This window comes from Tenggerimyces flavus (assembly GCF_016907715.1).
In the GTDB taxonomy this organism is placed as follows: Bacteria; Actinomycetota; Actinomycetes; order Propionibacteriales; family Actinopolymorphaceae; genus Tenggerimyces; species Tenggerimyces flavus.
Map to the genome: position 1 here is coordinate 7,926,928 of NZ_JAFBCM010000001.1, position 25,967 is coordinate 7,952,894.

Below are 25,967 nucleotides of genomic sequence, written 5' to 3' on the forward strand. Positions count from 1 at the left end.
CACTGTATAGATCTACACTGTAAATCGTGACCGACGTCCGTGACAAGATCCTCGCCGCCGCCCTGGCGATCGCCGACGAGCGCGGCCTGGCCGCCGTGTCGATGCGCAGCGTGGCCGAACGGGTGGGCCTGAGCGCGATGGCGCTGTACCCGCACGTGTCGAGCAAGGAGGCGCTGCTGGACGGGGTGGTGGACCTGCTGCTGGCCGAGCAGCTCCCGGTCCTCGCGGCGCTGCCCGCCGGCGCCGACCACTGGACCCGGCTGCGGGCGATGGCGCAGGGCGTACGGCAGCTGGCCCGACGGCATCCCAGCGCGTTCTCGCTGCTGCTCGCCCGCCCGTCGGTGACCGCCGACGCGGTGCGGGTCACCGACGGGGTGTACCAGGTGCTGGTGGACGCCGGGGTGCCGTCCGCCGACGTCGCGCGCGTGGAGCGCCTGGTGTCGACGTTCGCCCTGGGCTTCGCCGCGTCGGAGGTGAACGGCCGCTTCAGCAAGGGCACGCTGTCGTCCCGCGGCCGGCGAGCCCAGCTACCTGAGGACGCCATCCCCGCCCACTACCGCCTGGCCGAGCACCTGGACCAGCCCATCGACTGGGACGCCGAGTTCGAAGCCGACCTCGACGACCTCCAAGCGCTCGTCGAGGCCATCGCCACCCGCCCCTAGCGCCTCCCCGAGGACGGCAAATGATCATGTTTACATGATCAATTGCCGCTCTACGTGGGATACACCGCGCGTAAGGCACCCACTCGCCAGGTAAAGCGGCATCCGGCCCCATCCGCCAGCACCGAAGGACCCCACCACTCGAGGTAGCCGGTCGCTCGTGTGGTGGCAGCTTGGTGCCCCGTGGGGGAAATTAACAGTTCGTTCCTTGACGCCGGAATCGCCTGACCAGCAGTGTCGAAGCTGGGTTGCGGGGACCGTGGGATCCGTGACCAGACGCACGCACCATCCGTTCGTGGCCGCCCGCCCGCGCCCTCGGCGAGCGACCTGTCGCCCGAGGGAAGGAGCGTCACCGTGGCCTGTGGTCAGACGTATCTGTGGAGAGGCGAAACCACCTGGTTCTGCTGCGGTCCCGGCTGGGGACCGTGCGGCAGCGCGGGCGGCGGAGCCTGCGGCGGCTGTCGGTCGGACAGCATGCACGCGGCTTGGCCGAACCCGTACCAGTCCTGCTGGAACATCACCCGCCCCGACCAGTGCGGCGAGGGCGCGATCCCCCGTCGGGGTTGCGGCTCGGTGATGAACGTACGGCACCAGTGCGGCGCGACCGTGTGCGTCACGATCCGCGACTGCGGCCCGCGTACGCGCAGCTGGTGCGGCGAGCTCGCGTGCTGCAACGGCGAGTGCCGTTCGAACCGGATCTTCGACATGACGCCCGCCGCGTTCGCCGCGATCGGCAATCTCAACGCCGGCAAGGCGCCGGTCTGGATCTACGAGTAGGGACGGGGGATCCGACCATGACCACAGCCAACATCGACCGCCGGAAGTTCCTCACCTCGGCCGCCGTCGGCGGGGCCACGATCGTCGGCGCGTCGGCGCTCGGCGGGCTGGACGCCGACGCGGCGTTCGCCGACCCGACCCCGTCGCTCGACCCCGCGATCTCCAAGTCCTCCTTCGCCGAGGGCGTCGTCCGCCAGGTCAAGGGCTCGCAGGTGCACGTGAAGGGCTCGTACGACAAGGACTACGTCCTCCAGCTCACGAACGCGACGAGCATCTGGAAGAGCCGCCCGACGACCGCGGCGGCGATCCTGGACGGCGACGGCCTGTACGCGCGCGGCATCCCGATGCCCGACGGCACGATCGCCGTCGACGCGGTGTGGGTCAACATCGTCAACCTGTACTGCACGATCAAGGGCATCGGCACCGACAAGATCGACCTGGCGCACGGCCACCACGCGCTCGTCGGCCGCGTCACGAAGGGCATCACCACGGCGTCGTACCTGCACGGCGGCGCGATCACCGCGAACCTGTCCGGGCTGAAGATCGACCAGCCCGTCCAGGTGCTCGGGACCTGGCGGCCGGCGGACAACAGCGTGGAGATCGTCCGCATCTCCGTCGGCCACCACTGAGGGGGTACGCATGCTCTTGCTCGCTGACCTCGCGCCGGTCCTGCTCGGCGGGCTGCTCGCGTGGACGGGTGCGGCCAAGCTGTTCGGTCGCACCACCCAGCAGCAGGCGGCGGACACGGCGCTGATGCGGATCCTGCACGACTCGGAGTGGGTCGTGCGTACGTTCCGCGCCCTCGGCGCTGTGGAACTCGTCGTCGCGCTGGGGTTGGTGGTGCTGCCGTTGTCGGTCGTCCCCGCTGTCGCTTCCGTTGCTCTGGGCGTCGGCTTCTTGGCGTACCTGGGGTGGGCGAAGGTGAACGCGCCGGACTCGTCGTGCGGCTGCACCGCGCGCAAGGAGGCGCCGATCACCTGGCGGGCGTTCGTCCGGGCTTCGCTGGTGGTGGTCGGCGGTGTTGTGGCTGTCTTCGCGTCGACCGCGTGGTGGTCCGCGGTGGCCGCCGCGCCGTTGGGCTCGGCTTTGGTCGTCGTGGCAGCCGTCGCGCTCGTGGGCACGATGTCGACGGACCTCGATCACCTGTGGCTGTTGCCGTTGCGTCGCTTGCGGCTTCGCCTGCTGGGCCATCCGCTGAGCTCGACAGCGGTGGCGAGCGGGCCGGTGCCGTACGACGCGTCGCTGGAACTGCTCGAGCTCAGCCAGGCGTGGGCAGCCTCGGCACCGGTTGTTCGTTCGTCGCTGTTGGAACACTGGGACGCCGACGGCTGGCGCATCCTCCGCTTCGCCGGCGCGTGGGAGGGACCGTCCGGTACACGGCCCGTCTCCGTGCTGTTCGCGATGGATGCGAACGCGTCGATCGACACGACCACGAACCCGCTCATCCGGGTCACGGTCGTGGACGACCAGACGAACGAGCTGCTCCCGGACGCGATCGACACCACCTCGCGCCCCCAACTCCCCGTCACCCCCGCCTGACGTGTCCCCAACCGACCGCACTTCCCTAACCCAACCGGGGTTTACCACGTGGCAATCGCCTCGAAAACCCCACTTCGGCTAGGGAAGTGCGGCGGGTTGTGGATGGTGTGGATCTAGCGGGGCTTGGCGCGGTGGGCCTGGTAGGCGCGCATGGCGCGGTGCAAGCTGTGGTTGACAGGGCCGGGCAGCGTGAGCTCCCACTCCCCCAGCGTCTCGGCAACCTCGCCGCCGGTGCCCAACTTCCAGCGCAGCAAGCCGAAATCGCGCGACTCCGGGTCCAGCGGATCCTTGACGCCGCGCATGTCGTACACGTCCGCGCCGATCTCGTGGGCGATCTGCATCATCCGCCACTGCAGCGCGTTGCTCGGCTTCACGTCGCGGCGGTGGTTGGCGGACGCGCCGGTCTGGTACCAGACACGCTTGCCCACGACGTTCATCGTGTGCGCCGCCAGGATCTCGCCGTCGTGGCGCGCGACGTACAGCCGCATCCGGCCGGGATACTCGCCGTTCAGCGCGTCGTACTGGCGTTGGTAATACTCCAGCGAGCGGTTGAGCTTGAACCCGTTCCGCTCCTCGGTCAGGCTCAACAGCTGATGGAACGCCGGCAGGTCCGACGCCGAGCCGAGCTCGATGGAGACGCCGGAGCGCATGGACTTCTTGATGTTGCGGCGCCACTCCTGGTTGAAGCCGGTCCACACCTCGTCCAGCGAGCGGCCGGCCAGCGGTACGAGAAACTGGAACCGCGGCTGCGCGTCCCCACCCTCGAGCCGCCCACCCTCGCGGCGGCGCCAGCCGAGAATGTTCAGGCGCTCGTAGACAGCGTGGCCCAGCGGCTCGACCCGGTCGGCCAGCACGTCCCCGATCCGCAGGCCCGGCGCGGCGGCGGCCTTGAGCGTCGCGGCGTGCCAGCGCCGCAGCATCAGCGGCGGACCCATCCTGATCGCGAACGCCCCGGCGGAAGCGACGTGGTCGAGCAGCGGCGACAGCCACCGGTCGAGGTTGGGCTCCGACCAGTCGATCACGGGGCCCTCGGGCAGGTACGCGAACGACCGCCCGACGCCGGGCAGCTTGCGGTAGAGCACGTGCGCGGTGCCCACGATGCGCCCGGACGGGTCGACCCAGCCGAGCAGCTCCGAGTCCCAACCCAGCTTGACCTTCGCCCATGCGGGACATTGCAGGAAGCTCCGGTCCTCGACCGGTGCGTCCAGGTACGCGGACACGCTGAGCCGCTGGACGACGAGCCGTGTGGGGCTCCGTACGGGCAGAGCAGCCTGCGTGGTCGCCGTCAACAATTCGTTCTCCCCAGCTGTCGAGCGCCCTCTCATAGCTAAAGACGCCTCGACTACCCCCAAAGGTGGCAGCCGATTTTCTGGGCGGCCAGACTGGGCCAAATGACCCGCCTCTCGAGTGAGCTTCTCGGCTTCGCGCCCGACGACCGCGTCCTGCTCGTGAACTGCGACGACTTCGGCATGCACGACGCGGTGAACCGAGGGATCATCGACGCTCTCGAGAACGGCATCGCCAGCTCGTGCAGCCTGATGACCCCCTGCCCAGCGGCTGCTGACGCGATGACGTACCTCCGAGCGCGACCAGACGTGTCGTTCGGCATCCACTTCTCACTGATCCGCGACTCGGCGGAGTACTACTGGGAGCCACTGGCGGACGACGTACCGTCACTGCTCGATCCGGCTACGGGCGAGCTGTTCGTGGACTCGCCCGCGAACCGCCAGCGGCTGCTCGCCCAAGCGCGCCTCTCCGATGTCGAGCGGGAACTGCGCGCGCAGCTCCAGATCGTCCTCGACGCCGGCCTGAAGCCCACCCACCTCGACTGGCACTGCCTCGCCGACGGAGGCCGCCCCGACATCCTGGCGCTCGCCGTGTCCCTAGCCGCGGAGCACGGCCTAGCAGCCCGGGTGTGGCTGGACGAAGGCCTCCGCCTCGCCCGAGCAGAGGGCAAGCCGGTGGTGGACCACGGCTTCCTGGACAGCTTCTCGCTAGAGCTGGACGACAAGTCGGCGACCTACGAACGACTGCTGCGATCGCTCAAGCCGGGCCTGACGGAGTGGGCAATCCACCCAGCGATTGGTACGGAGGAGTGGCAGGAGATCGAGCCTGGAGGCTGGAGAGTACGGCAGACGGACCACGACTTCCTGACGTCAGCACGAGCCAGAGAGGTACTCGACGAGGAGAGAATCAAGGGCATCGACTACCGACCACTCCAACAAGCCTGGGCAAGCGCATAGCCCCCACAAGCGACGCAAGCACGGCAACAGACCGGAACCGAAAGCAGGCCTGCCCCGGGTGACCAGGCCACACCCCGGCTTCATCCGAGCCACAAGAAGCAGAGGGCCCACAGGAGACGGCAACACCGCAGCAGACCTGGCCCGCAAGCAGGCCTGTCCCGGGACACCTGTTCCGGGGGGCGGGGCGGCGCGTTTGAAACTGGTGGCCGGGCCGGGGCGGGTCAAGGGCCGCAACGCGGTCGCGAAGCGACGCCTCTCCCCCTGCGCGAAGCGCCCCCGGAGAGGCGCCCTTGAGGCGCCCCGGACCGGCCACCACACTCGGACGCCGCCACAGACCCCGAGAGCACCAAACTCCCGGAGAGACCCTGTCGCAACAGTGAAGAGCTGACCAAAGAAGAGCTCTCTCACGCCACGCCGGCGCGCAGCACCCCGCGCAATGAGGTGTGCGGCCATCAGCTCGGCTGTCGTTCGCGCAGGACCCCGCGCGATGAGGCGTGCGGTCATCGGCTCGGCTGTCCTCTGCGCAGCTCCACCTTGCGCGGCGGGCTGTCGGTGCGCGGAGTCGAGATCTCTAGCTGATGGGTCGCCTCGTGAGTTTATGGGCCGCCCTCAATGTCAAGGGCGCGTTCGCGTCTCGTGACAATCAGCTTGCGTGGTTGGTGTTGTTGCGTGGCTGGGGGCTGATTGCCACGAGATCAGGCCGTGGCCGGCCTGACCCTTGACATTGAGCCTCTCGGCGGCCCGACGCAGGTCGTTAAGGGCAGGCTCCGCCTGCCCACCCGTGCCCCGCGGCGACCCGGCACGAGCAGCAGCGCTGAGATCCAAAGACGCTCAGCTTCACGCACTCACCTCCCGCGGCCACACCCCGGCCACCTCCAGCGGTGGCCGTCACCATTCTCGTTAGCGCGAAGAACATGAGCGCTATAGCGACCAAAAGTCTTCGCGCTAACCTCCGACCGCGGCCCGAGCCGGCGCCAGCGATGATTGTGGAAACTATGGGCGCTATAGCGACCCAAAGTTTCCACAATCATGCCGCTCCCTGTCGCGAGGTCAGCCGATCCGGTCGAGGACCAGCTTCGACTCCGGGCGCGAGCCCGCGGGGGCGATCTCGATCGCACCCACCAACGCGTCCATCGCGCGGGCGAAGCGCGAAGGGTCCTCGGCATGCAACGTCAACAACGGCTGGCCCGCCCGGACTTCAGCGCCCTGCTTTGCGTGGATCTCCACCCCAGCCGAAGCCGACACCGGGTCCTCCTTGCGCGCCCGACCAGCACCCAGCCGCCAAGCGGCCACGCCCACCGCGTAAGCGTCCAGCTTGACCAGCACCCCAGAAGATGGCGCCAACACCGACTCCGTCTCCGGCGCCACCGGCAGCGCAGCTGACGGATCGCCGCCCTGCGCAACGATCATCCGCCGCCACACGTCCATCGCGCGCCCGTCCAACAGCGCGTCCGCTGGGTCGACCCCGTCCACCCCTGCGGCCGACAGCATCTCGCGCGCCAGCGTCACGGTCAGCGAGATCACGTCCGCCGGACCGCCGCCGGCCAGCACCTCCACGGACTCGCGCACCTCGAGCGCGTTCCCGGCAGTCAGACCCAAAGGCGTCGACATGTCGGTGAGGCACGCGACCGTACGTACGCCCGCCGCCGTCCCCAGCTCCACCATCGTCGCGGCCAGCGACCGCGCGTCGGCGACGTTCTTCATGAACGCGCCCGACCCGACCTTCACGTCGAGCACCAAAGCGCCCGTGCCCTCGGCGATCTTCTTGCACATGATCGAGCTCGCGATCAATGGGATCGACTCCACGGTCCCCGTCACGTCCCGCAGCGCGTACAGCTTCTGGTCCGCCGGCGCCAACGACGACGTCGGCGCGCAAATCACCGCGCCCACGGAGCCAAGCTGCGACAAAACCTCGTCGAACGAGAGCGAAGCCCGCCACCCAGGAATCGCACCCAGCTTGTCCAAAGTCCCGCCAGTGTGCCCCAAGCCCCGGCCGGACAGCTGCGGCACAGCCACCCCGCAAGCGGCGACCAACGGCGCCAAGGGCAGCGTGATCTTGTCACCGACGCCACCGGTCGAGTGCTTGTCCGCGGTCGGCACTCCCAACGACGAGAAGTCCAGCCGTCCGCCCGTACGGATCATCGCGTCGGTCCACCGCGAGATCTCCCGAAACTCCATGCCCCGCAGCAGAATCGCCATCGCGAGCGAGGACATCTGCTCGTCAGCCACCACCGAACGCGTGTACGCGTCGACGACCCAGTCGATCTGCTCGTCGCTGAGCTCGCCGCCGTCTCGCTTCGCGCGGATCAGATCGACGACGTCGAAGCCCTCAGCCATGCCCCACAACTCCCCCCTCTTTTGACAGCAGAGTCTCTGGGCCAAATGCCTGCGGCAGCACCTCGTTCATCGAGAGCACACCCTCCGGCGTATCGACGAGCAACGCGGATCCGCCGTGCTCGTACAGCAACTGCCGGCAACGTCCGCACGGCATCAACAAAGCACCCTGCCCGTCGCAGCACGAGAACGCCACCAGCCGCCCGCCACCGCTCAGAGCCAAGGCCGACACCAGCCCGCACTCCGCGCACAACGTCAAGCCGTACGAGGCATTCTCGACGTTGCAGCCCACCACGATCCGCCCATCGGAGACGAGCGCCGCCGCGCCCACCGGAAAGCGAGAGTACGGTACGTACGCATGCGTCATCGCCTCGCGCGCGGCAGCGCGCAGCGCTTCCCAATCCACCATGAAGCTCAGCTTTTCACGTACGGTTCGCCGTCGGCCTTCGGCGCCCGCACCCTGCCGACCAGCCCGGCGACCGCGATGATCGTGGCGAGGTACGGCGCCATCAACAGCACGTCGCCCGGGATCGGCGTGTCGATGATCTGCAGCTGACTCTGCAGCTGCGTCGCGAACCCAAAGAACAGCGCCGCGAGCGTCGCACCGACCGGGTGCCACCGCCCCATGATCAACGCAGCGAGCGCGATGAAGCCGTTGCCTGCGGTCATGTCCTTGTTGAACGAGCCACCAAAGCCGACCGTGAAGAACGCGCCGCCGAGGCCCGCGAACACGCCACCCAGCAGCACCGCCTGGTACCGCACCCGCAGCACGTTGATGCCCACGGTGTCCGCCGCCCGCGGGTGCTCGCCCACGGCGCGAACGCGCAATCCCCAACGGGTCTTGAACAAAACGTACGTCACGATCGCGACCGCGGCGTACATCGCGTAGACCAGGATCGTCTGCCGGAACAGCACGTCGCCAATCACCGGGATGTCGGACAGCAACGGGATCGGGATCGCCTGCAGCACGTCGGGGTTGTTGAACGCCGACGCATCGTCCTGCACGAACTGGTCGAACAGGAAGCCGGTGATGCCCGTCGCGAACACCACGAGCACGACGCCGAGCACGACCTGGTTGACCAGGTAGCGGATGCTGAACACCGCGAGCAGCGCGGCGATCAGAACCCCGCCGCCGATCGCGGCGATCATGCCGACGTACGCGTTGCCGAACACCGTCGCGAACACCGCCGCGGCGAACGCGCCGACGAGGAACTGGCCTTCGATCGCGACGTTGATGACGCCCGAGCGTTCGCACAGCACACCGGCCAACGCGCCCAGGATCAGCGGTGTCGCGAAGCTCATCGTGCCCTGGAACTGGTTGGTCAGCGGGAAGACCTTCCCCGACGCCGCCCAGCTCAGGAACGTGAAGATGAACGTGGTCGCGAGCAGCGCCCACAGCACCCAGGCCCAGCGGGCCGGCAGCTTCTGCAGGACGTAGAGCACCGCGACCGCGACGGCGACGACGGCGCCGATCCACGCGAGCGGCTGGGCGGGGAGGGCGAGGTTCAACGGAGTCTCGGCGAACTGACCGGACAGCCGGAACGTCACCGTTCCTGGTTTGGTGGTCACCGCGAGCACCACGGCGACCAACGCGACGAACCCCAGCAGCACGCCGTTGCGGTTGCGGCGCCGGCGGTCGGCGACGCTCTCGACGACGGGAGCGGGCTCGACCCTCTCGACGGTGGCAGTCACGCGTTCCACCCCTTCGCCAGAACGGTTCCGCCCGCGCCCTGCGCGCGGATCCGGAAGATCGCCCGCACCAGCGCGGGTGCGGCGATGAACAACACGATCGTCGCCTGCAGCACGGTCGTCAGCGTCAACGGGGTCTGCGTGGCGAGCTGCATCTGCAGGCCGCCGGCGCTCAGCGCGCCGAACAGCAGACCGGCGACGACCGTGCCTAACGGTGTCGCCCGCCCGAGCAGCGCGACCGTGATCGCGTCGAAGCCGACCGACCCGGCGATACCGTCGGTGAGCGGGAGATCGGTGCCGAGCACCTGCTGGACGCCGGCAAGACCGGCGAGGCCGCCGGCGATCAGCATCGCCAACGTGTACGAACGTCCGACGCTCATACCGGCCGTACGCGCAGCCTCCGGGTTGGCACCGACCGCACGCAGCTCGAAGCCGATCGTCGACCGGGACAGGATCCACCAGACGGCGACCGCGGCCAGGATCGCGACGAGGAAGCCGATATGCAGCCGCGTCCCCGGCACGTTCAAGAACTGTGCGCTGCTGTCGACGACCGGGCTGATCGAGTCGTCCCGGCCGGGCCGCTGCAGAACGTCCGTCGTGAGCAACCACTGCAGCAGATAGAGGCCGACGTAGTTGAGCATGATCGTCGTGATGACCTCGTGCGCGCCGGCTCGCGCCTTGAGGAAGCCGGCGATCGCGCCCCAGAGCGCGCCGCCGAGGATGCCCGCGACGACCGCGGCGATCACGTGCAGCACGATCGGCAGGTGCCAGGTGAAGCCGACCCAGCCGGCGCAGAGCGCGCCGACGATCAGCTGGCCCTGGGCGCCGATGTTGAACAGGCCGGCGCGGAACGCGAGCGACACCGCGAGGCCGCCGCAGATCAGCGGCGAGGCCAGCGTGAGCGTCTCCGAGATCGGCCGCCAACCGCCCAGAGCCCCTTGCAGCAAGGCGAGATAGGCCTCGGAGACCGCGGTCCACGAGGCGATGAGCGCGTCTGCCGGCCGGGAGAAGAAGTACGTGAACGTCGGGAGCACGTTCTGGTCGCTGATGATGATGAGCACCGCGCCGACGACCAGCGCGAGCAGGACGGCGGCGAGGCTGACGATCAGCTCTCGGACCCAGGAGAAGCGGGCGCTGCGTACGGGCGCGGGCGACGGTGACGGCGCCGGGGCGGGCGCCGGGGTCGGAGCCGGCGTGGCGTCCGGCGGCTGGTCGCTCATTCGACACTCCCCAACATCGTCGGGTGCTCCTCGGCCTCCTGTGCGGCCTCCTCCGGCGCGAACCCTGCCATCATCAAGCCCAGCTGGTCCCACGGGGTGTCGGGTCCGACGATGCCGACGATCCGGCCGCGGTACATCACCGCGATCCGGTCCGACAGCGCGAAGATCTCGTCGAACTCGGTCGACACCAGGATCACGGCCGTACCCTGGTCGCGTTCACGGACGAGCCGCTTGTGGACGAACTCGATCGACCCGACGTCCAGTCCGCGCGTCGGCTGGCTCGCGATCAACAGCTGCAGCGGCCGCGACAGCTCCCGCGCGAGCACGACCTTCTGCTGGTTACCGCCGGACAGCGAGCTCACCGGGGTCTCGATGGACTGCGTACGCACGTCGAACTCCTCGACGCGGTTGTCGGCGTTCTTGCGTACGGCAGCGGGCGAGATCGTGCCACCGCGGGAGAACGGGGCGCTGCGCACGAGGTCGAGGACGAGGTTCTCGGCGACCGAGAACGACCCGACGTACCCGTCGAGCGACCTGTCCTCCGGGACGTAGCCAATGCCGGCGTCGAGATGCTCGCGTGGTGTGAGCCCGGCGAGGTCGCGACCGCCGAGCCTGATCGCGCCCTTCGCCGGCGGCATCAGGCCGACGAGCGCCTGGACGAGCTCGCTCTGCCCGTTCCCCTGGACGCCGGCGATGCCGAGGATCTCGCCGCCGCGTACGTCGAACGAGACATCGTCGACGACCGCGTAGCCGTTCAGGTCGGCGATGGAGAGGTGGTCGACCTCGAGCTTCACGTCCTCCGGCGTCGCGGGCGCCTTGTCGACGACGAGCTGGACGGCCCGTCCGACCATCAGCTCGGCGAGCTCGGTCTCCGACGTCGTCGGTTCGACGGTCGCGATGACCTTGCCGCGCCGGATCACGGTGATCCGGTCGGCGATCGCCTTGACCTCTTTGAGTTTGTGGGTGATGAACACGATCGCGGTGCCGTTCGCCTTCAGCGAGCGCATCACCTCGATCAGCTCGTCGATCTCCTGCGGCGTGAGCACCGCGGTCGGCTCGTCGAGGATGAGGACCTTGGCCTCGTTCGCCAGCGCCTTGAGGATCTCGACACGCTGCTGGACGCCGACCGGGATGTTCTCGATCTTCGCGGCCGGATCGACCGACAGGCCGTACTGCTCCGACAGGTTGCGGACGAGCTTGTCGGCGGCGGCTCGGTCGAGCAGGCCGAGGCCCTTGGTCTGCTCGCGGCCGAGCATGACGTTCTCGGCGACTGTGAAGACAGGAACGAGCATGAAGTGCTGGTGCACCATGCCGATTCCGGCGTTGATGGCCTCACGGGGTGAGGAGCAGGTGATCGCCTTGCCGTCGAGGGTGACCGTGCCCTCGTCGGGAGCGAGCAGGCCGTACAGCATGTTCATCAACGTGCTCTTGCCGGCGCCGTTCTCGCCCAGCAGGCAGTGGATCTCGCCTGGTTCGACGGTGAGGTCGATGTGGTCGTTGGCGACCAGGGCGCCGAATCGTTTGGTCAGACCTCGGAGCTCGAGCGTCATCCGTACCCCTTGCCCGTGAGTGCCCGGAGGAGGGGACCCATGCCCCGAGGTCCCCTCCTCCGCGAACGTCGCGCCTTATGACGCCTTCGGCTGGACCTTCGACTTCAGGGTGATCTTGCCGCCGATGATGTCCTGCTTCAGCTGGTCGATCTCGGACTTCAGCTCGGCTGGCACCTTGCTGTCGAACTCGTGGTACGGCGAGAGTCCGGTGCCCTCGTTCTCCAGCGTGCCGACGTACGGGGTGTTGTCGAACTTGTCCTCGTACGAGGTGGTGATGACGTCCTGCACGGCGATGTCCATGCCCTTGTAGACACTGGAGATCAGCACGGAGCAGTACTCCGGCGCACTGACGCAGCCGTCGGTGTCGACCCAGATCGCGTTGACCTTGCCGTTGCTGGCCTTGGCCGCCTGCAGCGCGCCGAGGCCGGCGGGACCGGCGACCGGGAACACGATGTCGGCGCCCTGGCTGATCAGGTTCTGCGCGGTGGTCTGGCCCTTGGCCTTGTTCTCGAAGTCAGCGGTGAACAGGCCCTTCTGGGTCGGCTCGTCCCAGCCCACGACCTTGACGGTCTTGCTCTTGGTCGTGTTGTAGTGCTGGACGCCCTCCCAGAACCCGTCCATGAAGATGGACACGGTCGGGATGTTGAGGCCGCCGAACGTACCGACGGTGCCGGACTGCGTCATGCCCGCGGCGAGGTAGCCCGCGAGGAAGCTCGACTCGGCGGTGTTGAACAGCAGGCCCTTGACGTTCGTCGGGATCGACGGGATGCCCAGCTTCTTGGTGTCGGTGACGTTGATGTCGTAGTCGACGATGCCGAACTTGATGTCCGCGTGCTCCGTCGCCGACAGCGCGGTCTGGTCACCGAGCTTGAAGCCGACGGTCACGATCACGTTGCACTTGGCGGTGACCATGCCGTTGACGTTGTTCGGGTAGTCGGTGTCGGACTGCGACTCCGCCTTGCCCTCCTCGATCCCCAGCGCCTTGACCGCGTCCTGCAGGCCCTTGTAGGAGGTCTGGTTGAACGACTTGTCGTCGAAGCCACCGGAGTCGGAGACCATGCAGGCCTTGAAGTCCTTCTTGGCGGGGTCCTGACTGGCCGTCCCCGTCGCACCGCCGCCGTCACTTCCAGGTGAGGTCTCCGGCGGCGGACTGCCGCATGCCGCCAGCGCAACCGCGGCCACGCCAGCCACCGCGAGTCCCCACAGGTACTTCTTCACGAACGCCTCCTCGTGCCCCTATGTGTCTGACCGCACACGCGGCGTTGCCGCCATGCGGGCGCCCAGCGTTGCGCGTTTGGGTGACTATAGGACCGGAAGCGGTCGCGGCGTTGTGGTACCTGTGGATCGCGCCCGTCCTGTTACCTGTCGGTAACGATCCCCGGGCCTTCGCGGGCTGTTTGGCGACGTGCTCCTGCGCCGGAACTCCGCCTCGTCATCTCGTCCGCCATGGTCCGGTCGCGGCTGAGCGAGTCAAGGGCGCCTCTCTAGGTGGCGCTTCGCGCGGGAGAGAGGCGTCGCTTCGCGATCTTCGACCGTTGACTAGCTCCACCGCGACCGGAAAGGCGCATGGACGAGATCGACGTGGCGCCTGATCGACTCCCAGCCAACTCCCTGGCGACACCACTGCCCCACGACCAGCTCGGCAACGACCGTTGGCACGAGGCGCTGGGCGGGTTAGACGACCGCGTCGTGCCAGGCGTTGCCGCCCAGCAGGGCGGCGGCGACCATCAGGCGTACGCCGACGCCGATGGCGTGCTCGTCGATGTCGAACGTGCCCTGGTGCAGGTCACCGCCCGGGTGGCTGCCCGGGCTGCGGACGCCGAGGCGGGCGAGGGCGCCGGGGACTTCGGTGAGGTACCAGGCGAAGTCCTCGCCGCCGAGGCTCTGGTCGGTCGTCGTGATCGCCGAACGTCCCAGCATCGACTCCGCCGCGTCGTGCAGCATCGCGGTGGCGACGGGATCGTTCACGACCGGCGGGACGCCGCGGTGCACGTCGACGTCGATCTCCACGCCGTACGGGCGCACGATCTCCTTCGCGAGCTCCGGCACGATCTCGGCGCTGGTTTCCCAGGCGTCGCGGTCGAGGCACCGGAGCGTGCCCTCGGCCTCGCCCTCCATCGGGATCGCGTTCGCGGCGGCTCCGGCGTGGATCCGCCCCCAGACCATGGTGAGGCCGGCGCGCGGGTCGACCCTGCGCGAGAGGGCGGCGGGGAGCTGGCTGACGAGTGTGCTCAGCGCGTGCACGAGGTCGGCGGACAGGTGTGGCCGTGCCGTGTGCCCGCCAGGCCCGGTGAGCCGTACGTGCACCCGGTCGGCCGCGGCGGTGATCGGGCCGCTCCGCAGCCCGACCTGGCCCGCTTCGAGCTTGGGGTCGCAGTGCAGGCAGTAGATCTGGTCGACGCCCTCGAGCCCGCCGGCCGCCATCACGTCGAGCGCGCCGCCGGGGATGAGCTCCTCGGCGGGCTGGAAGATCAGCCGTACGCCGTGCGGAAGCTTGCCCTGGGCCTGCAGCTCGGCGAGCACGAGCCCGGCACCGAGCACGACCGTGGTGTGCACGTCGTGCCCGCAGGCGTGGCAGACCCCGTTGCGGGTCGAACGGTACGGAACGCCCTTCTCGTCGGCGACGCGCAGCGCGTCCAGGTCAGCCCGCAGCCCGACCCGCGTCGTGCGGTCGGTCGCGTTGCCGTCCAGGTCGGCGATCAGGCCGGTACCCACAGGAAGATGTCTGGGCTGCAGACCCGCCTCGATGAGTCGCTCGGACACGACGCGGGTCGTACGGAACTCCTCCCGCCCCGGCTCAGGGTGCGCATGCAGGTCACGCCGGAACAGCACCAGCTCGTCAACGTACGTCTTGACGAGCCGATCGACGTCGGCGACCAGTTCAGAATGGAGGGGCACCCGATCAATTGTCCACGCCCCCCGTGATATAGACGCGAGGACCCCTACAAACGGTCACCTTCACTACCCTCCGTAACCACCACAGGGGTCGCCGGAGTTAGCCCGAAGACTTTTCGTTGCTATAGCGCTAATTATCTTCGGCCTATCTGTTTTCCACAGATTTCGCCTCGAGCGGCCATGTGGGTGGCGGATGCCCGATCGTCGAACGATGTACGAACTCGTCAGGCGCCAGGCCGGCGTGGTGCGCATCGACCAGCTGCTCGCCGCGGGAATCACCCGAGCCCAGATCCGAGCTCACGTGGCCGCTCGGCGCTGGCAACGCATCCACCCTCGCGTCCATGCGCTCTTCACCGGCCCACTGCCACGGGCGGCCGAGCTGTGGGCGGCAGTGCTCTACGCGGGCTCGGGAGCCGTGCTCAGCTTTGAGTCGGCTGCAGAGGTCTGGGGACTCAACGAGCGCACCGTTGGCCCGGTCCACGTCACCATCCCGAGTACGCGACGGGTGACGCCCCAAGCAGGGCTGCGCATCCACACCGCAGAGGGGCTAGAAGCAGCAAGACATCCCACGAAGAGGCCGCCAGTGACCAGGGTGGAGGACACGGTGATCGACCTGATCGACAAAGCAAAGAACCTCGAAGAGGTCATGACCTGGATCACCCGAGCCTGCCAACGAAGGCGAACCACCCCCGATCGCCTCCATGCCGCCTTGAACGCCCGCCCCCGCCAAGCCTGGCGCGACCTCACAGCGAAAGTCCTGGCCGAGGTCGAAGACGGAGCAGAATCCCCGCTCGAGCTCGAATACGTAAGACGCGTCGAACGCCCCCACAACCTGCCGTCAGCAGCACGCCAACGGAAGATCGCAACCGGCCATTGGGTCGATGCGATCTACGAGAACTACCGACTGATCGTGGAGCTCGATGGGCGGCTGGGCCACATCGAGGAAGGAGTGTTCCGCGATCACAAGAGAGACAACAGGTCGACCGAGCGTGGCTTCGCCACGCTCAGATTTGGATGGAGTGACGTGATGGGGAACACCTGCTCCATAGCGGAGCAGGTGATGAGTGCGCTGCGAAGGAACGGTTGGCGAAGCGAGTCGAAGAAGTGCGGAGCGGGATGCCAGCTGGCGAGAGCGGCCTAAGCCACCACGCCCAAAGCGTCTTCCCGCACCGCAGCATGCACATCGAGCATCGCGGAAACCGTAGCGCTCCACGGATACCGTTCAGCCTGCTCCCGAGCAGCCAACCGCCGCTCACCAGCCGGCCGCGACAACACATCCCGCACAGCTGAAGCCAAGGCCGAAGGCACCGGCGCGGCGAACGCCCCGGACAAGGACGTCACCAACTCCCGCCCACCCCCACGGTCCGCCGTCACCACCGGCGTCCCGCAGGCCTGAGCCTCCAAGATGGCCAGCCCAAAAGTCTCGCAAGGCGAAACAGACAACGCCACGTCAGAAGAAGCAATGTGCGAAGCGAGAACCCGCCGATCAGCGATGTACGGATGAAAGATGATCGGCGCATCCCCCGCCAGAGCCATCAGCTCAGCGCGATCCGGCCCGTCCCCGTACACGTCCATCGTGAACGCGAACCCCTGCCGATGCAAAGCCACCGCAGTCAAGATCGCCAAGTCAGGCCGCTTCTCGAATGACAGCCGCCCCACATGGATCAACCGAGGCACGACCCCAGATGACCCCGAGAACCGAGAAGGATGGAACGTCGAAAGGTCAACTCCCAAAGGAATCCGGTGCACCGGCCGAGTCCCCACGCGGTTGAACTCCTCCTCAGCGTACGAAGAGGTCACCACCACCGAGTCGAACATCCGCAGCAACAGCCGGTTGACAGTGTCCACACCAGCCACCCGACCGGCGTCCCATCGAATCCGCTGCTCCAGATGGGAGTCCAGCCGTTCGTGCGACAACAACACCGACCCAGCAGAGTTCTTCCGAGCCCATCGAGCGGCAGCGATCATCGTCGTCTTGTCCGACACCTCGACCGACGACGGCCGCAGCTGGTCGAGCACGTCCAGCACCCGCCAGGGCTCGAGCACCATCCGGTACCCGCTCTTCTTCATCAGCGGCGCGCGGAACGTCACCGTCGTACCCGACGAGTCCGCGACCCAGGAGTCCTCCGGTCCGGGTACGAGCAGGAAGCGCTCGTGTCCCGCCGCCAGATAACCCGTCCCGAGCGCGTTCACCGCCGTACGAAGGCCGCCCGACGAAGGCCCGAAGAAGTTCGCCAGCTGGGCGATCCGCATCGGCATCAGGCCGCCACCGTGTCACGGCTCGCGGCCGGCCGCATCACAGCGCGGTAGTGGACGTTCACCAACTGGTCGATGATCCGCTCCCAGCCTCGTTCCAGCACAGACATCCGAGCCGCCTGCCCCATCGCGCGCCGCAGCACCGGATTCTCTGCCAACGTCTGTACGCCGGCGCGCAGTTCCGCGACCCCCACCGCAGACTCGGCCGGGTCGAACAGGAACCCCGTCTCCCCCGGCGTCACCAGGTCGAGCAGTCCGCCAGCCCCGGGCGCCACCACCGGCACCCCGCTCGCCAGCGCCTCCTGAGCCGCCTGGCAGAACGTCTCGTGCGCACCGGTGTGAACGAACACGTCCAGCGAAGCCACGGCTGCGGCCAACTCCGCGCCGTGCAACATGCCCAACGACACGCTCGACGGCGCCAGCCGGCGCACCTCCTCCAGCTCCGGCCCGTCGCCCACGATCACCAGCCGCGTGCCCGGCAGGTCCGCGAGATGCCGCAGCAGATGGACGCGCTTCTCCATCGCCACCCGCCCGACGTACCCCACGAGCACCTCACCGTTCGGCGCGAGAGAAGCCCGCAACGCCGGAGACCGCCGGGACGGGCGGAACTGCCGCAGGTCGACGCCGCGCTGCCAGAGGTGGACCCGGGGAACGCGGATCGCCGAGAGCTGCGCGGCCGCCGCGGACGAGGGCGCGAGCGTCCGCCCGGCGCGGCTGTACAGGCGGCGGGTCCAGGCCCAGACCGTACGGTCGATGCCGACGAGCCCGTACTGATGACCGAATCCCACGATGTCCGTCTGGTAGATCGCGACAGTAGGAATGCCGAGCCGCTCGGCCGCGCGCAGCCCCGACATGCCGACGACGATCGGCGACGCGAGGTGCACGACATCGGGAGCGAACTCGGTGATCGCGCGCCGTACCGAGGCGTCAGGTAGCCCCAACGGCAGATCGCGATAGATCGGGAACGGGAAGCTCCGGACTCGCACCACAGGGATGGAGCCGTACGTCGTCTCGCCTGGCCCCGGCGCGATGATCAGCGCCTCGTGCCCACGAGCGACGAGCTGATCCACCAGATGTCGAACGGAGTTCGCGACACCGTTGACCTGGGGGAGGAAGGACTCCGCGACCACGGCTACTCGCACATTTCTTGACTTTCGGTGTCGTAGATGAACGAACGGCACACCCCGAGTTGCGCGTCGGCGAGCAATACTCTGCCATCTGGTCACGGCCTCGGATCGCTCAGTTTCACTCCGTTGCGATCCGCCGAGAAGCCGCAGCAGCAACCCGCTTCTTCGACGATCCGAGCCGTGAGTAACTACGCGGAGTGCACCAAGTCGTACGCTGACGGCGTGACCTCCCCCGAGTCCGAGTCCGGGCTTCCGATCAAGCCCGTCTACGATCCCGCCGACCTTACCGGCTGGGACCCTCAAACGCGTCTCGGAGCACCCGGGGAGTACCCGTACACCCGCGGCGTCTACCCGTCCATGTACACCGGACGCCCCTGGACCATGCGCCAGTACGCCGGCTTCGGCACCGCGGTCGAGTCCAACCGCCGCTACCACCAGCTGATCGACGCCGGCACGAACGGCCTGTCCGTCGCGTTCGACCTGCCGACCCAGATGGGGTACGACTCCGACGCGCACCTCGTGCACGGCGAGGTCGGCAAGGTCGGCGTCGCGATCGACTCGCTGGACGACATGCGGATCCTGTTCGACGGCATCCCGCTCGGCCAGGTCTCGACGTCGATGACGATCAACGCCCCCGCCGCGCTCCTCCTCCTGCTCTACCAAATCGTCGCCGAGGAGCAGGGCGTCGCGCCGCGGGAGTTGACCGGGACGATCCAGAACGACGTCCTCAAGGAGTACATCGCGCGCGGCACGTACATCTACCCACCAGCGCAGTCGCTCCGGCTGATCTCCGACATCTTCTCGTACTGCAAGGCAGAACTCCCGAAGTTCAACACGATCTCGATCTCCGGCTACCACATGGCGGAGGCCGGGGCGACGCCCGTGCAGGAGATCGCGTTCACGTTGGCGAACGGGCGCGAGTACGTCCGCGCCGCGCTCGACGCGGGGCTGGATGTCGACGAGTTCGCGCCGCGGCTCTCGTTCTTCTTCGTGGCAAGGACGACACTGCTCGAGGAGATCGCGAAGTTCCGTGCCGCGCGGCGGATCTGGGCGTCGGTGATGCGGGACGAGTTCGGCGCGAAGAACCCGAAGTCGTGGATGCTGCGGTTCCACACGCAGACCGCGGGCGTGCAGCTGACGGCGCAGCAACCGGAGGTCAACCTCGTTCGCGTCGCCGTGCAGGGTCTCGCCGCGGTGCTTGGCGGAACGCAGTCGTTGCACACGAACTCCTACGACGAGGCGATCGCGTTGCCGACCGAGAAGGCGGCTCGGCTGGCGCTGCGAACGCAACAGGTGTTGGCGTTCGAGACCGACGTGACGAAGACTGTCGATCCGTTCGCGGGCTCCTACGCGGTCGAGTCGATGACCGACGAGGTCGAGAGCGCGGCGCTGGAGCTGATGGCTTCGGTCGAGGGGTACGGCGGTGCAGTAGCCGCGATCGAGAAGGGCTTCCAGAAGTCGGAGATCGAACGATCGGCGTACGGCGTCGCGCGTGAGATCGACTCCGGCGAGCGGATCGTCGTCGGCATGAACAAGTACGCGCTCGCCGAGGAGGACCCGTACGAGCCGCTGCGCGTCGACCCGGCGATCGAGGAGACCCAACGCGCACGCCTGGCGGGGCTGCGGGCCGAACGCGATGGCGAGGAGGTCCAGCGCTGCCTCGCCGCGCTGCAGGACGCCGCGCGCGGCGGCGACAACGTGCTGTACCCGATGAAGTCCGCGCTCGCCGCGCTGGCGACCGTCGGCGAAGTCTGCGACGCGTTGCGCGAGGTGTGGGGCGTCTACACGCCGCCGGACACGTTCTACTAGCGGGACTCGTGGGGGTTGACGAGCCCGATAGCTTGGCCCGCATGGGGAAACCGGTCGTCGCCGTCGCTGCCGCTCTTGTCGTTCTCTGCAGCCTCTTCAGTCCCGGAGTCGCCATGGCTGACACGGCCGAGCCCAGCTCCGGCGGAGCACTCGTTCGCTGCGAGTACATCCCGACGCCGGACAAGCCGGCCGCCAAGCCCGTCAGGCCGCCGTTCCCCTGGACGCTCGCGCGCGGCACGGTGACCGTCACGCTGCACACCAACCACGGCAAGGTCGTGATGGAGCTCGACCGCGCCGGCGCGCCGTGCGCGGTGCACAATCTCGCGCACCTGGCGTGGAGCCGCTTCTACCACGACACCCAGTGCTGGCGGCTGACCGACTACGAGCGCCTCGGCGTCCTGCAGTGCGGCGACATCTTCGCAGCGGAGATCGGCGGGCCTGGCTACCGGTTCGCCGACGAGCTGACCGGTGCGGAGACGTACCCGCGCGGGACGGTCGCGATGGGCAACCAGGGGCCGGATACGAACGGCAGCCAGTTCTTCCTCGTGCACTCGCAGGCGCTGATCCCGCCGGCCTACACGGTGCTCGGGCGCGTCACGCACGGCATGGACGTGCTCGACAAGATCGCGGCGGGCGGCATCATCCCCGGTGCGAACGAGCACGACGGCGAGCCCCGTCTGCCGGTGCACATCAACCGCGCGGCCGTCCGCTACTGAGCTGTCACCTGCGCGTCGCGCGGACCACCATCACCTTGCGGTGTGAGGGATTGAGCTCGTCGTCGGTGTAGTCGCCGGTCACCTCGACCTGCTCGAAGCCGGCGATCCGCACCATCCACAGCAGCTCGTTGCGGAAGTACCAGCGACCCTGCCCGGTGCGGACCTCGGTACGGACGAGTCTGTCGTCCTCGTACAGCTCGTACTTCCGTTCCTCCTCATACACCTGCTCGACCGGGTCGAGTCCGGTGTCGCGGTTCGAGATCACGAGCCGACGGCCGTCCGGCAGGGACTTCTCGGCCTTGAACTCCCACGGGCCCGGGAAGGTCGGAAGCTCCTCGGCGGAGTAGTCGTAGGGGAAGAGGAAAAGGTTGAACACGAGCACGCCGCCCGGGTCGAGCTGCGCATGGCAACGACGCAGAGTCTCCAACGCCTGTTCGCGATCCATCACGCAGACGAAGCTGCCGCACGGGACGTAGATCGTGCGGAACGTGCCCGGAACGTCGAGCTCCTGCATCGGCTGCTCGTAGACCTCCGGCTCCAGACCGGCCGCCTCCGCGTCGCGCCGCAGCATCGCCAGCATGTCGCCGGAGATGTCGCTGCCGGCGACGTCGAGGCCGGCCCGCAGGTACGCGAGCAACAGCCGGCCCGCCCCGCAGCCCAGCTCGAGCGCGCGGCCGTTCTGGCTCTCGATGACCCGCTGGAAGTACTCCTGGTCCTCCCGCGGATCGGTGTCGGAGATCGCTCCCCAGTGCTCGGCAGCGAGACCGAGATAGAGGTCGCGTTCGTCGTAGCTCTTCACGCTGGTCATGGTGCTATGAAACCTGCTCTCGGATCAGTTCCAACGCCTCGTCCACGCGTGCTTTGCCCGTTCGGAAGCTCAGCACGCACATTCGGGCAACCAACTCGCCATGGATCCGCGTCGACGACAACGCCACGCGCCCAGAGGCGTTCACCCTGTCCAGCAAGGCCTTCGTCTCGACAGCGGTGCGGCACTTGAACACGATGACGGACAGATCCGGCACCTGCTGGACCGACAACGACGGCATCGACGACAGCGACTTGTAGACGTACTCGGCGAGGTCCAGCTTCTCGTCCAGCGCCGCCCGGAACGCGCCGACTCCGTGCAGGTGCAGCGGCAACCACATGCGCAGGCCGCGGAACTCGCGGGTCAGCTCCGGGCCGTAGTCGGAGAAGTCGGGCAGCGACGCACCCCGGAGGTCCGCAAGGTAGTGCGCCGAGGCCAGCGACGAGCCCTCCCGAACGAGCAGACATCCCGTGCCGAACGGCAGGAACATGCTCTTGTGCGGATCGAGCGCCAACGAGTCCGCACGTTCGATGCCGTCCATCCGTTGCCTGCCGCGCGAGGTGAGGTGGAAGAACCCGCCGTACGCGGCGTCGACGTGCAGCCACAACCCGTTGACCGAGGCCACATCCGCCAACGCTGGAAGGGGATCGATCGTCCCCGTGTTCGTCGTTCCCGCCGACGCCGTCACGAAGAACGGGACCATGCCGGCCTCGCGATCCCGCTGAATCGCTTCCTGCAGGGCGAACGGATCCATCCGCAGCTCGGAGTCGACCGGCACCATCCGTACCGCCTGGTCCGGGAAGCCCGCCAGCTTCGCGGCCTTCGCCGTGGCGTGGTGGGTCTGCGAGGTGACATAGAGCGTGCCGTTGAGGAAGTTCGCGGGCAGCATCGCGGCGCGGGCGGTGATGACAGCCGAGAGCGTGGCCATCGAGCCGCCGGTGGTGAGGACTCCGGCCGTCGACGCGGGGAACGAGAACAGGTCGCGCAGCCAGCTCAGGACGTCCAGCTCCATCGCCACGAGGGCAGGCGCGGGTGCGGCCTGGCCGGTGTAGCGGTTGATCGCGTTCGCCACGAGGTCGGCGATCGCGGCGCTGACGAGCCCGCCGCCCGGTGTGTACGCGAGCGCTCCGGGGCTGGCGCTGTTGATGCCCTTGGCTGCGGCGCGATCGACCAGCCGGAGCAGCTCGTCCAGCGGGCGACCGTACTCCGGTGGCTCGCGTCGCAGCGCGGGATCGTCCAGCAGCTCGGTCAACCCGTGGTCGTCGAGCACGGGCGCGTTCGGGAGTCGGTCGACGAAGTCCGCGACGTAGTCTGTTGCCGTCGCGAGAGCGGCTCGAAGCTCGTCGCCGGTGAGGTCCAGGGGCGCCATGTCTTCGTTTGTAGATCGCTCGGCTCGCGCCTACATCGGCGTTGGTTGCCTAGATCTGTTCGGGACCTTGCCTATTTCCCGACGCCGACCCGATCGGCGAGTCCCATCGCGTCGAACGGGGCGCGCACCTTCGCGTCGTTGTCGAAGTACACGAACACGTCGCGCGGTTGGCGTTTCGCCTTGTCTTTCGACAGAGTCTTGCCATCTGTGGGGGTCTGGCCGCTCGCCCACCTGGTGACCTTGGCCGCCCAGCGGTCGAGTGCCTGGTTGTCGTAGCCGCTGACATACAGCTGGTCGGCGCCATGCAATCTGACGTAGACGAAGTCGTTCGCGGTCACGTCGTCGACCATCGGCCACTTCCCCGCGGTGTCGGCGCAGACGAGCGCGATGTCGTGCTCGCGCAGGAGGTCGACGAACTCCTCGTTCTCGTACGAGCTGTGCCTGACCTCGAGGGCGTGCCGAATCGGCCTGTGCTCGTCGGTGCTGAGGTAGGCGCGGTCGTTCATGCGTTCCTCGTGCTGCTTGGCGAGCTCGACCGCCGCGTCGGTCGTGCGCGGGAGCAGCTCGAAGAACGCGCTGAGTCTGTCCTTGTCGTACCCGAGCGTCGGCGGCAGCTGCCAGAGGATCGGGCCGAGTTTCTCCTTCAGAGCAAGGACTCCCGAGGCGAAGAAGTTGGCGAGCGGGCCGTCGACGTCCGCGAGCTTCTTCATCTGGGTAATGAACCGCGGGCCTTTGAGCGAGAAGACGAAGTCGTCCGGCGTCTCGTTGTACCAGCGCTCGAACGAGCTCGGCAGCTGGAGCGCGTAGAACGATCCGTTGATCTCGATCGAGCTGAGCTTGCTGGACGCGTACTCGAGCTCGCGCTTCTGCGGCAGTCCTTCCGGATAGAACACCTTCCGCCACGGCGGATAGTTCCAGCCGGAGATGCCGACGCGAATCGTCATGTTATCCCCACATTGGAGCGATCCGGCTCGCTCAGTTTCGCCGCACGCCACGGCCTGTCGGGGCGGCTTCACGATGGACTGTTGGGGCTTCCTCGACGAGCCGGATCGCTCGGTGAAGGGAAATCCAGGTGGTTGCCGCCGGAGATCACGACGACCGTGGTGTCGCCCTCGCCAGGGACGTACGCCTTGCTGAGCAGGGAGGCGAACGCCGTGGCGCCGCCCGGCTCGGCGAGCAGGCGGCAGCGTTCCCACAGGAACTTCCGCGCGGCGATGATCGCCTCGTCGGTGACGAGGAACGAGCGCGCGTGGTGTGACGTCGCGACCGCGTACGGGATGGCGCCGGCCCTCGGCGCGGCCATGCTGTCGGAGGCGACTCCTCCGAGCGTGGTCTCGACCGGCTCTCCGGCTTCGAGGGCGGCGTGCATCGTGGGGCAGAGCTCGGGCTCGACGATGTGCACCTGTGCGGCGTCGCCGACGCCGAGCGCCGTGCCCGCATACAGGCCGCCACCGCCGCAGGAGACCAGCACGGCCGTGGCTTCGGGGACCTGCTCGACGAGCTCCTGGCCGAGCGTCGACGCGCCGGCGACGACGGACGTCATGTCGTACGCGTGGATCTGGAGGACGTCCCGTTCGGCTGCCCATTCCTTGCTGGCGATGAGGGCTTCCGGGTAGTAGCCGTCGATCAGGTGGACGTCGGCGCCGTACGAACGCACCCTGTCAACCTTGGCTTGCGGAGACGTCTTCGGGACGAAGATCTGGGCCTTGACGCCGACCTCTCTCGCGGCCCAGGCGACGGCCGCGCCGTGGTTGCCGCCCGAGGCGGCGACGACACCGTCCGGCGGGACCTCGGTGGACAAGAGCGTGTTGAGGGCGCCGCGGGTCTTGAAGACGCCGACGTGCTGGAGGAGCTCGAGTTTGAGGAGGACGCTGCCTTGGACGCCGACCTCTTGGCCGTCGAGCTCGAGGATCGGGGTCCGCCTGATGCGGCCGCGGAGGCGTTCGGCGGCGGCCTTCAGCTCGGCGGCGTCGGGGACTCGGAGTGGGATCGTCACGCTTCTACGCTGCCACGGCCCGCGAACAGCGCCAACGGGCGGGCCTTGATCGCGAACTCGCGGAATGTTCTCGCGGCGGGTGCGAGGGGTACGTCCGCGGCCCAGACCAGGCCGATCGCGCGCTTGGCGGCGGGGATCAGGTTGAGCTCGACCACCTCCGGCAGCTTGGGTCGCGCGGGCGGGAGGATCGCTACGCCGAGGCCGGCGCCGACCAGGCCGCGGACGGTGTCGACCTCCTCGCCCTCGAACGCGAGGGTGGGGGCGAAGCCGGCGTGCTCGCAGAGGGCGTCGGTGATCTGGCGGAGGCCGTACCCGTGCTTCATGCCGACGAACTGCTCCTCGGCCACCTCTTCGAGCCTGGCCCGCTTCCTGGTGGCGAGGCGGTGCTTGGTGGGGACCGTGAGGACGAGGGGCTGCTCGTACAGGACGGTGGACTCGAGGCCGGGTTCTTCGACGGGGACCGGCGCCGTGAGGGCCAGGTCCATCTCGCCGGCGTGGATGCGTCTGAGCATGGTCTCGTGCGAGCCCTGAGCGAGGTTGAAGCGGACGGTGGGGTGGCTGGCGCGGAACTTTCGGAGGAGTTCCGGGACCTCGTGCGCGCCGGTGCTGTGCAGGAACGTGAAAGCGACCTGGCCTCGTTCGGGATCGGCCTCTTCGAGCGCAGCGCGGCAGCCTGCCTCGAGGGCGGACATCGCCCGTTCGGACGCTTGGGCGAGGACCTCGCCGACCCGCGTGAGCCTTATGCCGCGGCCGTGCCGGACGACGACGGGGGCACCGAGAGTTTCGCTCAGCCCGGCCAGCCACCGACTGACCGTCGGCTGCGGCATGTCCAACCGCTCCGCCGCCCGCGTGACATGCCGCTCGACCGCGATCGCCTCGAGCAAAGCCAACCGCGGCGCCAACGCCGCCGCCAACTCGGCGGCTTCGGAGCTCTCCATGCCTCGTCCATTCATTCGCCGATGTATCGATCCCGCCCCTATCAT

General features: G+C 68.2%; 23 protein-coding genes. 8 read left to right on the forward strand and 15 right to left on the reverse strand.

Going from position 1 to position 25,967, the window contains the following annotated elements; translation table 11 throughout:
• Nucleotides 1-26 precede the first annotated feature (26 nt).
• The 4 genes from JOD67_RS36875 to JOD67_RS36890 all read left to right on the forward strand — a co-directional run bounded on the left by JOD67_RS36875 (nt 27) and on the right by JOD67_RS36890 (nt 2,975).
• Entirely contained in the window at nt 27-662 is a 636-nt protein-coding gene (locus JOD67_RS36875; RefSeq protein WP_205122292.1) for a TetR/AcrR family transcriptional regulator, read from the forward strand.
• Nucleotides 663-1,133: 471 nt separating this feature from the next.
• Complete coding sequence (locus JOD67_RS36880) at nt 1,134-1,436, forward strand: RlpA-like double-psi beta-barrel domain-containing protein (protein WP_239554222.1); 303 nt, start codon at nt 1,134-1,136, stop codon at nt 1,434-1,436.
• 17 nt (nt 1,437-1,453) lie between these two features.
• Nucleotides 1,454-2,065 carry a cell wall protein gene (locus JOD67_RS36885; protein WP_205122293.1) on the forward strand — a complete coding sequence of 204 codons (612 nt, stop codon included), beginning with the start codon at nt 1,454-1,456 and terminating at the stop codon, nt 2,063-2,065.
• Nucleotides 2,066-2,075: 10 nt separating this feature from the next.
• Nucleotides 2,076-2,975 carry a MauE/DoxX family redox-associated membrane protein gene (locus JOD67_RS36890; protein ID WP_205122294.1) on the forward strand — a complete coding sequence of 300 codons (900 nt, stop codon included), beginning with the start codon at nt 2,076-2,078 and terminating at the stop codon, nt 2,973-2,975.
• 113 nt (nt 2,976-3,088) lie between these two features.
• Here JOD67_RS36890 and JOD67_RS36895 read toward each other — a convergent pair whose 3' ends face one another.
• The gene (locus JOD67_RS36895; protein WP_205122295.1) at nt 3,089-4,300 is read right to left on the reverse strand and encodes a lipid II:glycine glycyltransferase FemX; all 1,212 of its coding nucleotides are present in this window, start codon (nt 4,298-4,300) and stop codon (nt 3,089-3,091) included.
• A 66-nt stretch (nt 4,301-4,366) separates the two neighbouring features.
• On the opposite strand from JOD67_RS36895, the gene JOD67_RS36900 reads away from it, so the two are divergent.
• Nucleotides 4,367-5,218 carry a polysaccharide deacetylase family protein gene (locus JOD67_RS36900; RefSeq protein ID WP_205122296.1) on the forward strand — a complete coding sequence of 284 codons (852 nt, stop codon included), beginning with the start codon at nt 4,367-4,369 and terminating at the stop codon, nt 5,216-5,218.
• Between the two features lie 1,050 nt (nt 5,219-6,268).
• Here JOD67_RS36900 and JOD67_RS36905 read toward each other — a convergent pair.
• From JOD67_RS36905 to JOD67_RS36935, 7 genes are all read right to left on the reverse strand, one after another.
• Nucleotides 6,269-7,555 carry a thymidine phosphorylase gene (locus JOD67_RS36905; RefSeq protein ID WP_205122297.1) on the reverse strand — a complete coding sequence of 429 codons (1,287 nt, stop codon included), beginning with the start codon at nt 7,553-7,555 and terminating at the stop codon, nt 6,269-6,271.
• Nucleotides 7,548-7,961, reverse strand: coding sequence for a cytidine deaminase (locus JOD67_RS36910; protein ID WP_205122298.1), 414 nt, complete (start codon nt 7,959-7,961; stop codon nt 7,548-7,550). Before JOD67_RS36910 ends, JOD67_RS36905 begins: the two co-directional genes overlap by 8 nt.
• 5 nt (nt 7,962-7,966) lie before the next feature.
• Complete coding sequence (locus tag JOD67_RS36915) at nt 7,967-9,244, reverse strand: ABC transporter permease (protein ID WP_307782686.1); 1,278 nt, start codon at nt 9,242-9,244, stop codon at nt 7,967-7,969.
• Entirely contained in the window at nt 9,241-10,461 is a 1,221-nt protein-coding gene (locus JOD67_RS36920) for an ABC transporter permease (protein ID WP_205122300.1), read from the reverse strand. Before JOD67_RS36920 ends, JOD67_RS36915 begins: the two co-directional genes overlap by 4 nt.
• Nucleotides 10,458-12,011, reverse strand: coding sequence for an ABC transporter ATP-binding protein (locus JOD67_RS36925; RefSeq protein WP_205122301.1), 1,554 nt, complete (start codon nt 12,009-12,011; stop codon nt 10,458-10,460). The genes JOD67_RS36920 and JOD67_RS36925 overlap by 4 nt, the downstream gene beginning before the upstream one ends.
• A 75-nt stretch (nt 12,012-12,086) precedes the next feature.
• Nucleotides 12,087-13,229 (reverse strand): BMP family lipoprotein, encoded by a 1,143-nt coding sequence (locus JOD67_RS36930; protein WP_205122302.1) that lies wholly within the window; start codon nt 13,227-13,229, stop codon nt 12,087-12,089.
• 456 nt (nt 13,230-13,685) lie between these two features.
• Nucleotides 13,686-14,909: an amidohydrolase gene (locus JOD67_RS36935; RefSeq protein WP_205122303.1), complete on the reverse strand. Its 1,224-nt coding sequence runs from the start codon at nt 14,907-14,909 to the stop codon at nt 13,686-13,688.
• A gap of 238 nt (nt 14,910-15,147) precedes the next feature.
• Here JOD67_RS36935 and JOD67_RS36940 point away from each other — a divergent pair, with 238 nt between their 5' ends.
• Nucleotides 15,148-16,047 carry a DUF559 domain-containing protein gene (locus tag JOD67_RS36940; protein ID WP_307782687.1) on the forward strand — a complete coding sequence of 300 codons (900 nt, stop codon included), beginning with the start codon at nt 15,148-15,150 and terminating at the stop codon, nt 16,045-16,047.
• Here JOD67_RS36940 and JOD67_RS36945 read toward each other — a convergent pair.
• Both JOD67_RS36945 and JOD67_RS36950 read right to left on the reverse strand, forming a co-directional pair.
• Entirely contained in the window at nt 16,044-17,165 is a 1,122-nt protein-coding gene (locus JOD67_RS36945) for a glycosyltransferase (RefSeq protein ID WP_239554223.1), read from the reverse strand. The two genes, JOD67_RS36940 and JOD67_RS36945, sit on opposite strands and share 4 nt — an antisense overlap.
• The gene (locus tag JOD67_RS36950) at nt 17,165-18,304 is read right to left on the reverse strand and encodes a glycosyltransferase family 4 protein (protein ID WP_205122305.1); all 1,140 of its coding nucleotides are present in this window, start codon (nt 18,302-18,304) and stop codon (nt 17,165-17,167) included. The genes JOD67_RS36945 and JOD67_RS36950 overlap by 1 nt, the downstream gene beginning before the upstream one ends.
• A 165-nt stretch (nt 18,305-18,469) precedes the next feature.
• On the opposite strand from JOD67_RS36950, the gene JOD67_RS36955 reads away from it, so the two are divergent.
• Nucleotides 18,470-20,098 (forward strand): acyl-CoA mutase large subunit family protein, encoded by a 1,629-nt coding sequence (locus JOD67_RS36955; protein ID WP_307782688.1) that lies wholly within the window; start codon nt 18,470-18,472, stop codon nt 20,096-20,098.
• A 41-nt stretch (nt 20,099-20,139) separates the two neighbouring features.
• Nucleotides 20,140-20,814 (forward strand): peptidylprolyl isomerase, encoded by a 675-nt coding sequence (locus tag JOD67_RS36960; RefSeq protein WP_205122306.1) that lies wholly within the window; start codon nt 20,140-20,142, stop codon nt 20,812-20,814.
• Nucleotides 20,815-20,818: 4 nt separating this feature from the next.
• Here the strand turns inward: JOD67_RS36960 and JOD67_RS36965 are convergent, their stop codons facing one another.
• The 5 genes from JOD67_RS36965 to JOD67_RS36985 all read right to left on the reverse strand — a co-directional run bounded on the left by JOD67_RS36965 (nt 20,819) and on the right by JOD67_RS36985 (nt 25,922).
• The gene (locus JOD67_RS36965) at nt 20,819-21,622 is read right to left on the reverse strand and encodes a class I SAM-dependent methyltransferase (RefSeq protein ID WP_205122307.1); all 804 of its coding nucleotides are present in this window, start codon (nt 21,620-21,622) and stop codon (nt 20,819-20,821) included.
• A gap of 4 nt (nt 21,623-21,626) precedes the next feature.
• A complete protein-coding gene (locus JOD67_RS36970; protein ID WP_205122308.1) occupies nt 21,627-22,988 on the reverse strand; it encodes a pyridoxal phosphate-dependent decarboxylase family protein in 1,362 nt (453 codons plus the stop codon).
• 71 nt (nt 22,989-23,059) lie between these two features.
• Nucleotides 23,060-23,932: a DUF72 domain-containing protein gene (locus tag JOD67_RS36975; protein WP_205122309.1), complete on the reverse strand. Its 873-nt coding sequence runs from the start codon at nt 23,930-23,932 to the stop codon at nt 23,060-23,062.
• Between the two features lie 68 nt (nt 23,933-24,000).
• The gene (locus JOD67_RS36980; protein ID WP_307782689.1) at nt 24,001-24,984 is read right to left on the reverse strand and encodes a threonine/serine dehydratase; all 984 of its coding nucleotides are present in this window, start codon (nt 24,982-24,984) and stop codon (nt 24,001-24,003) included.
• Nucleotides 24,981-25,922, reverse strand: coding sequence for a LysR family transcriptional regulator (locus tag JOD67_RS36985; protein ID WP_205122310.1), 942 nt, complete (start codon nt 25,920-25,922; stop codon nt 24,981-24,983). The genes JOD67_RS36980 and JOD67_RS36985 overlap by 4 nt, the downstream gene beginning before the upstream one ends.
• Nucleotides 25,923-25,967 lie beyond the last annotated feature (45 nt).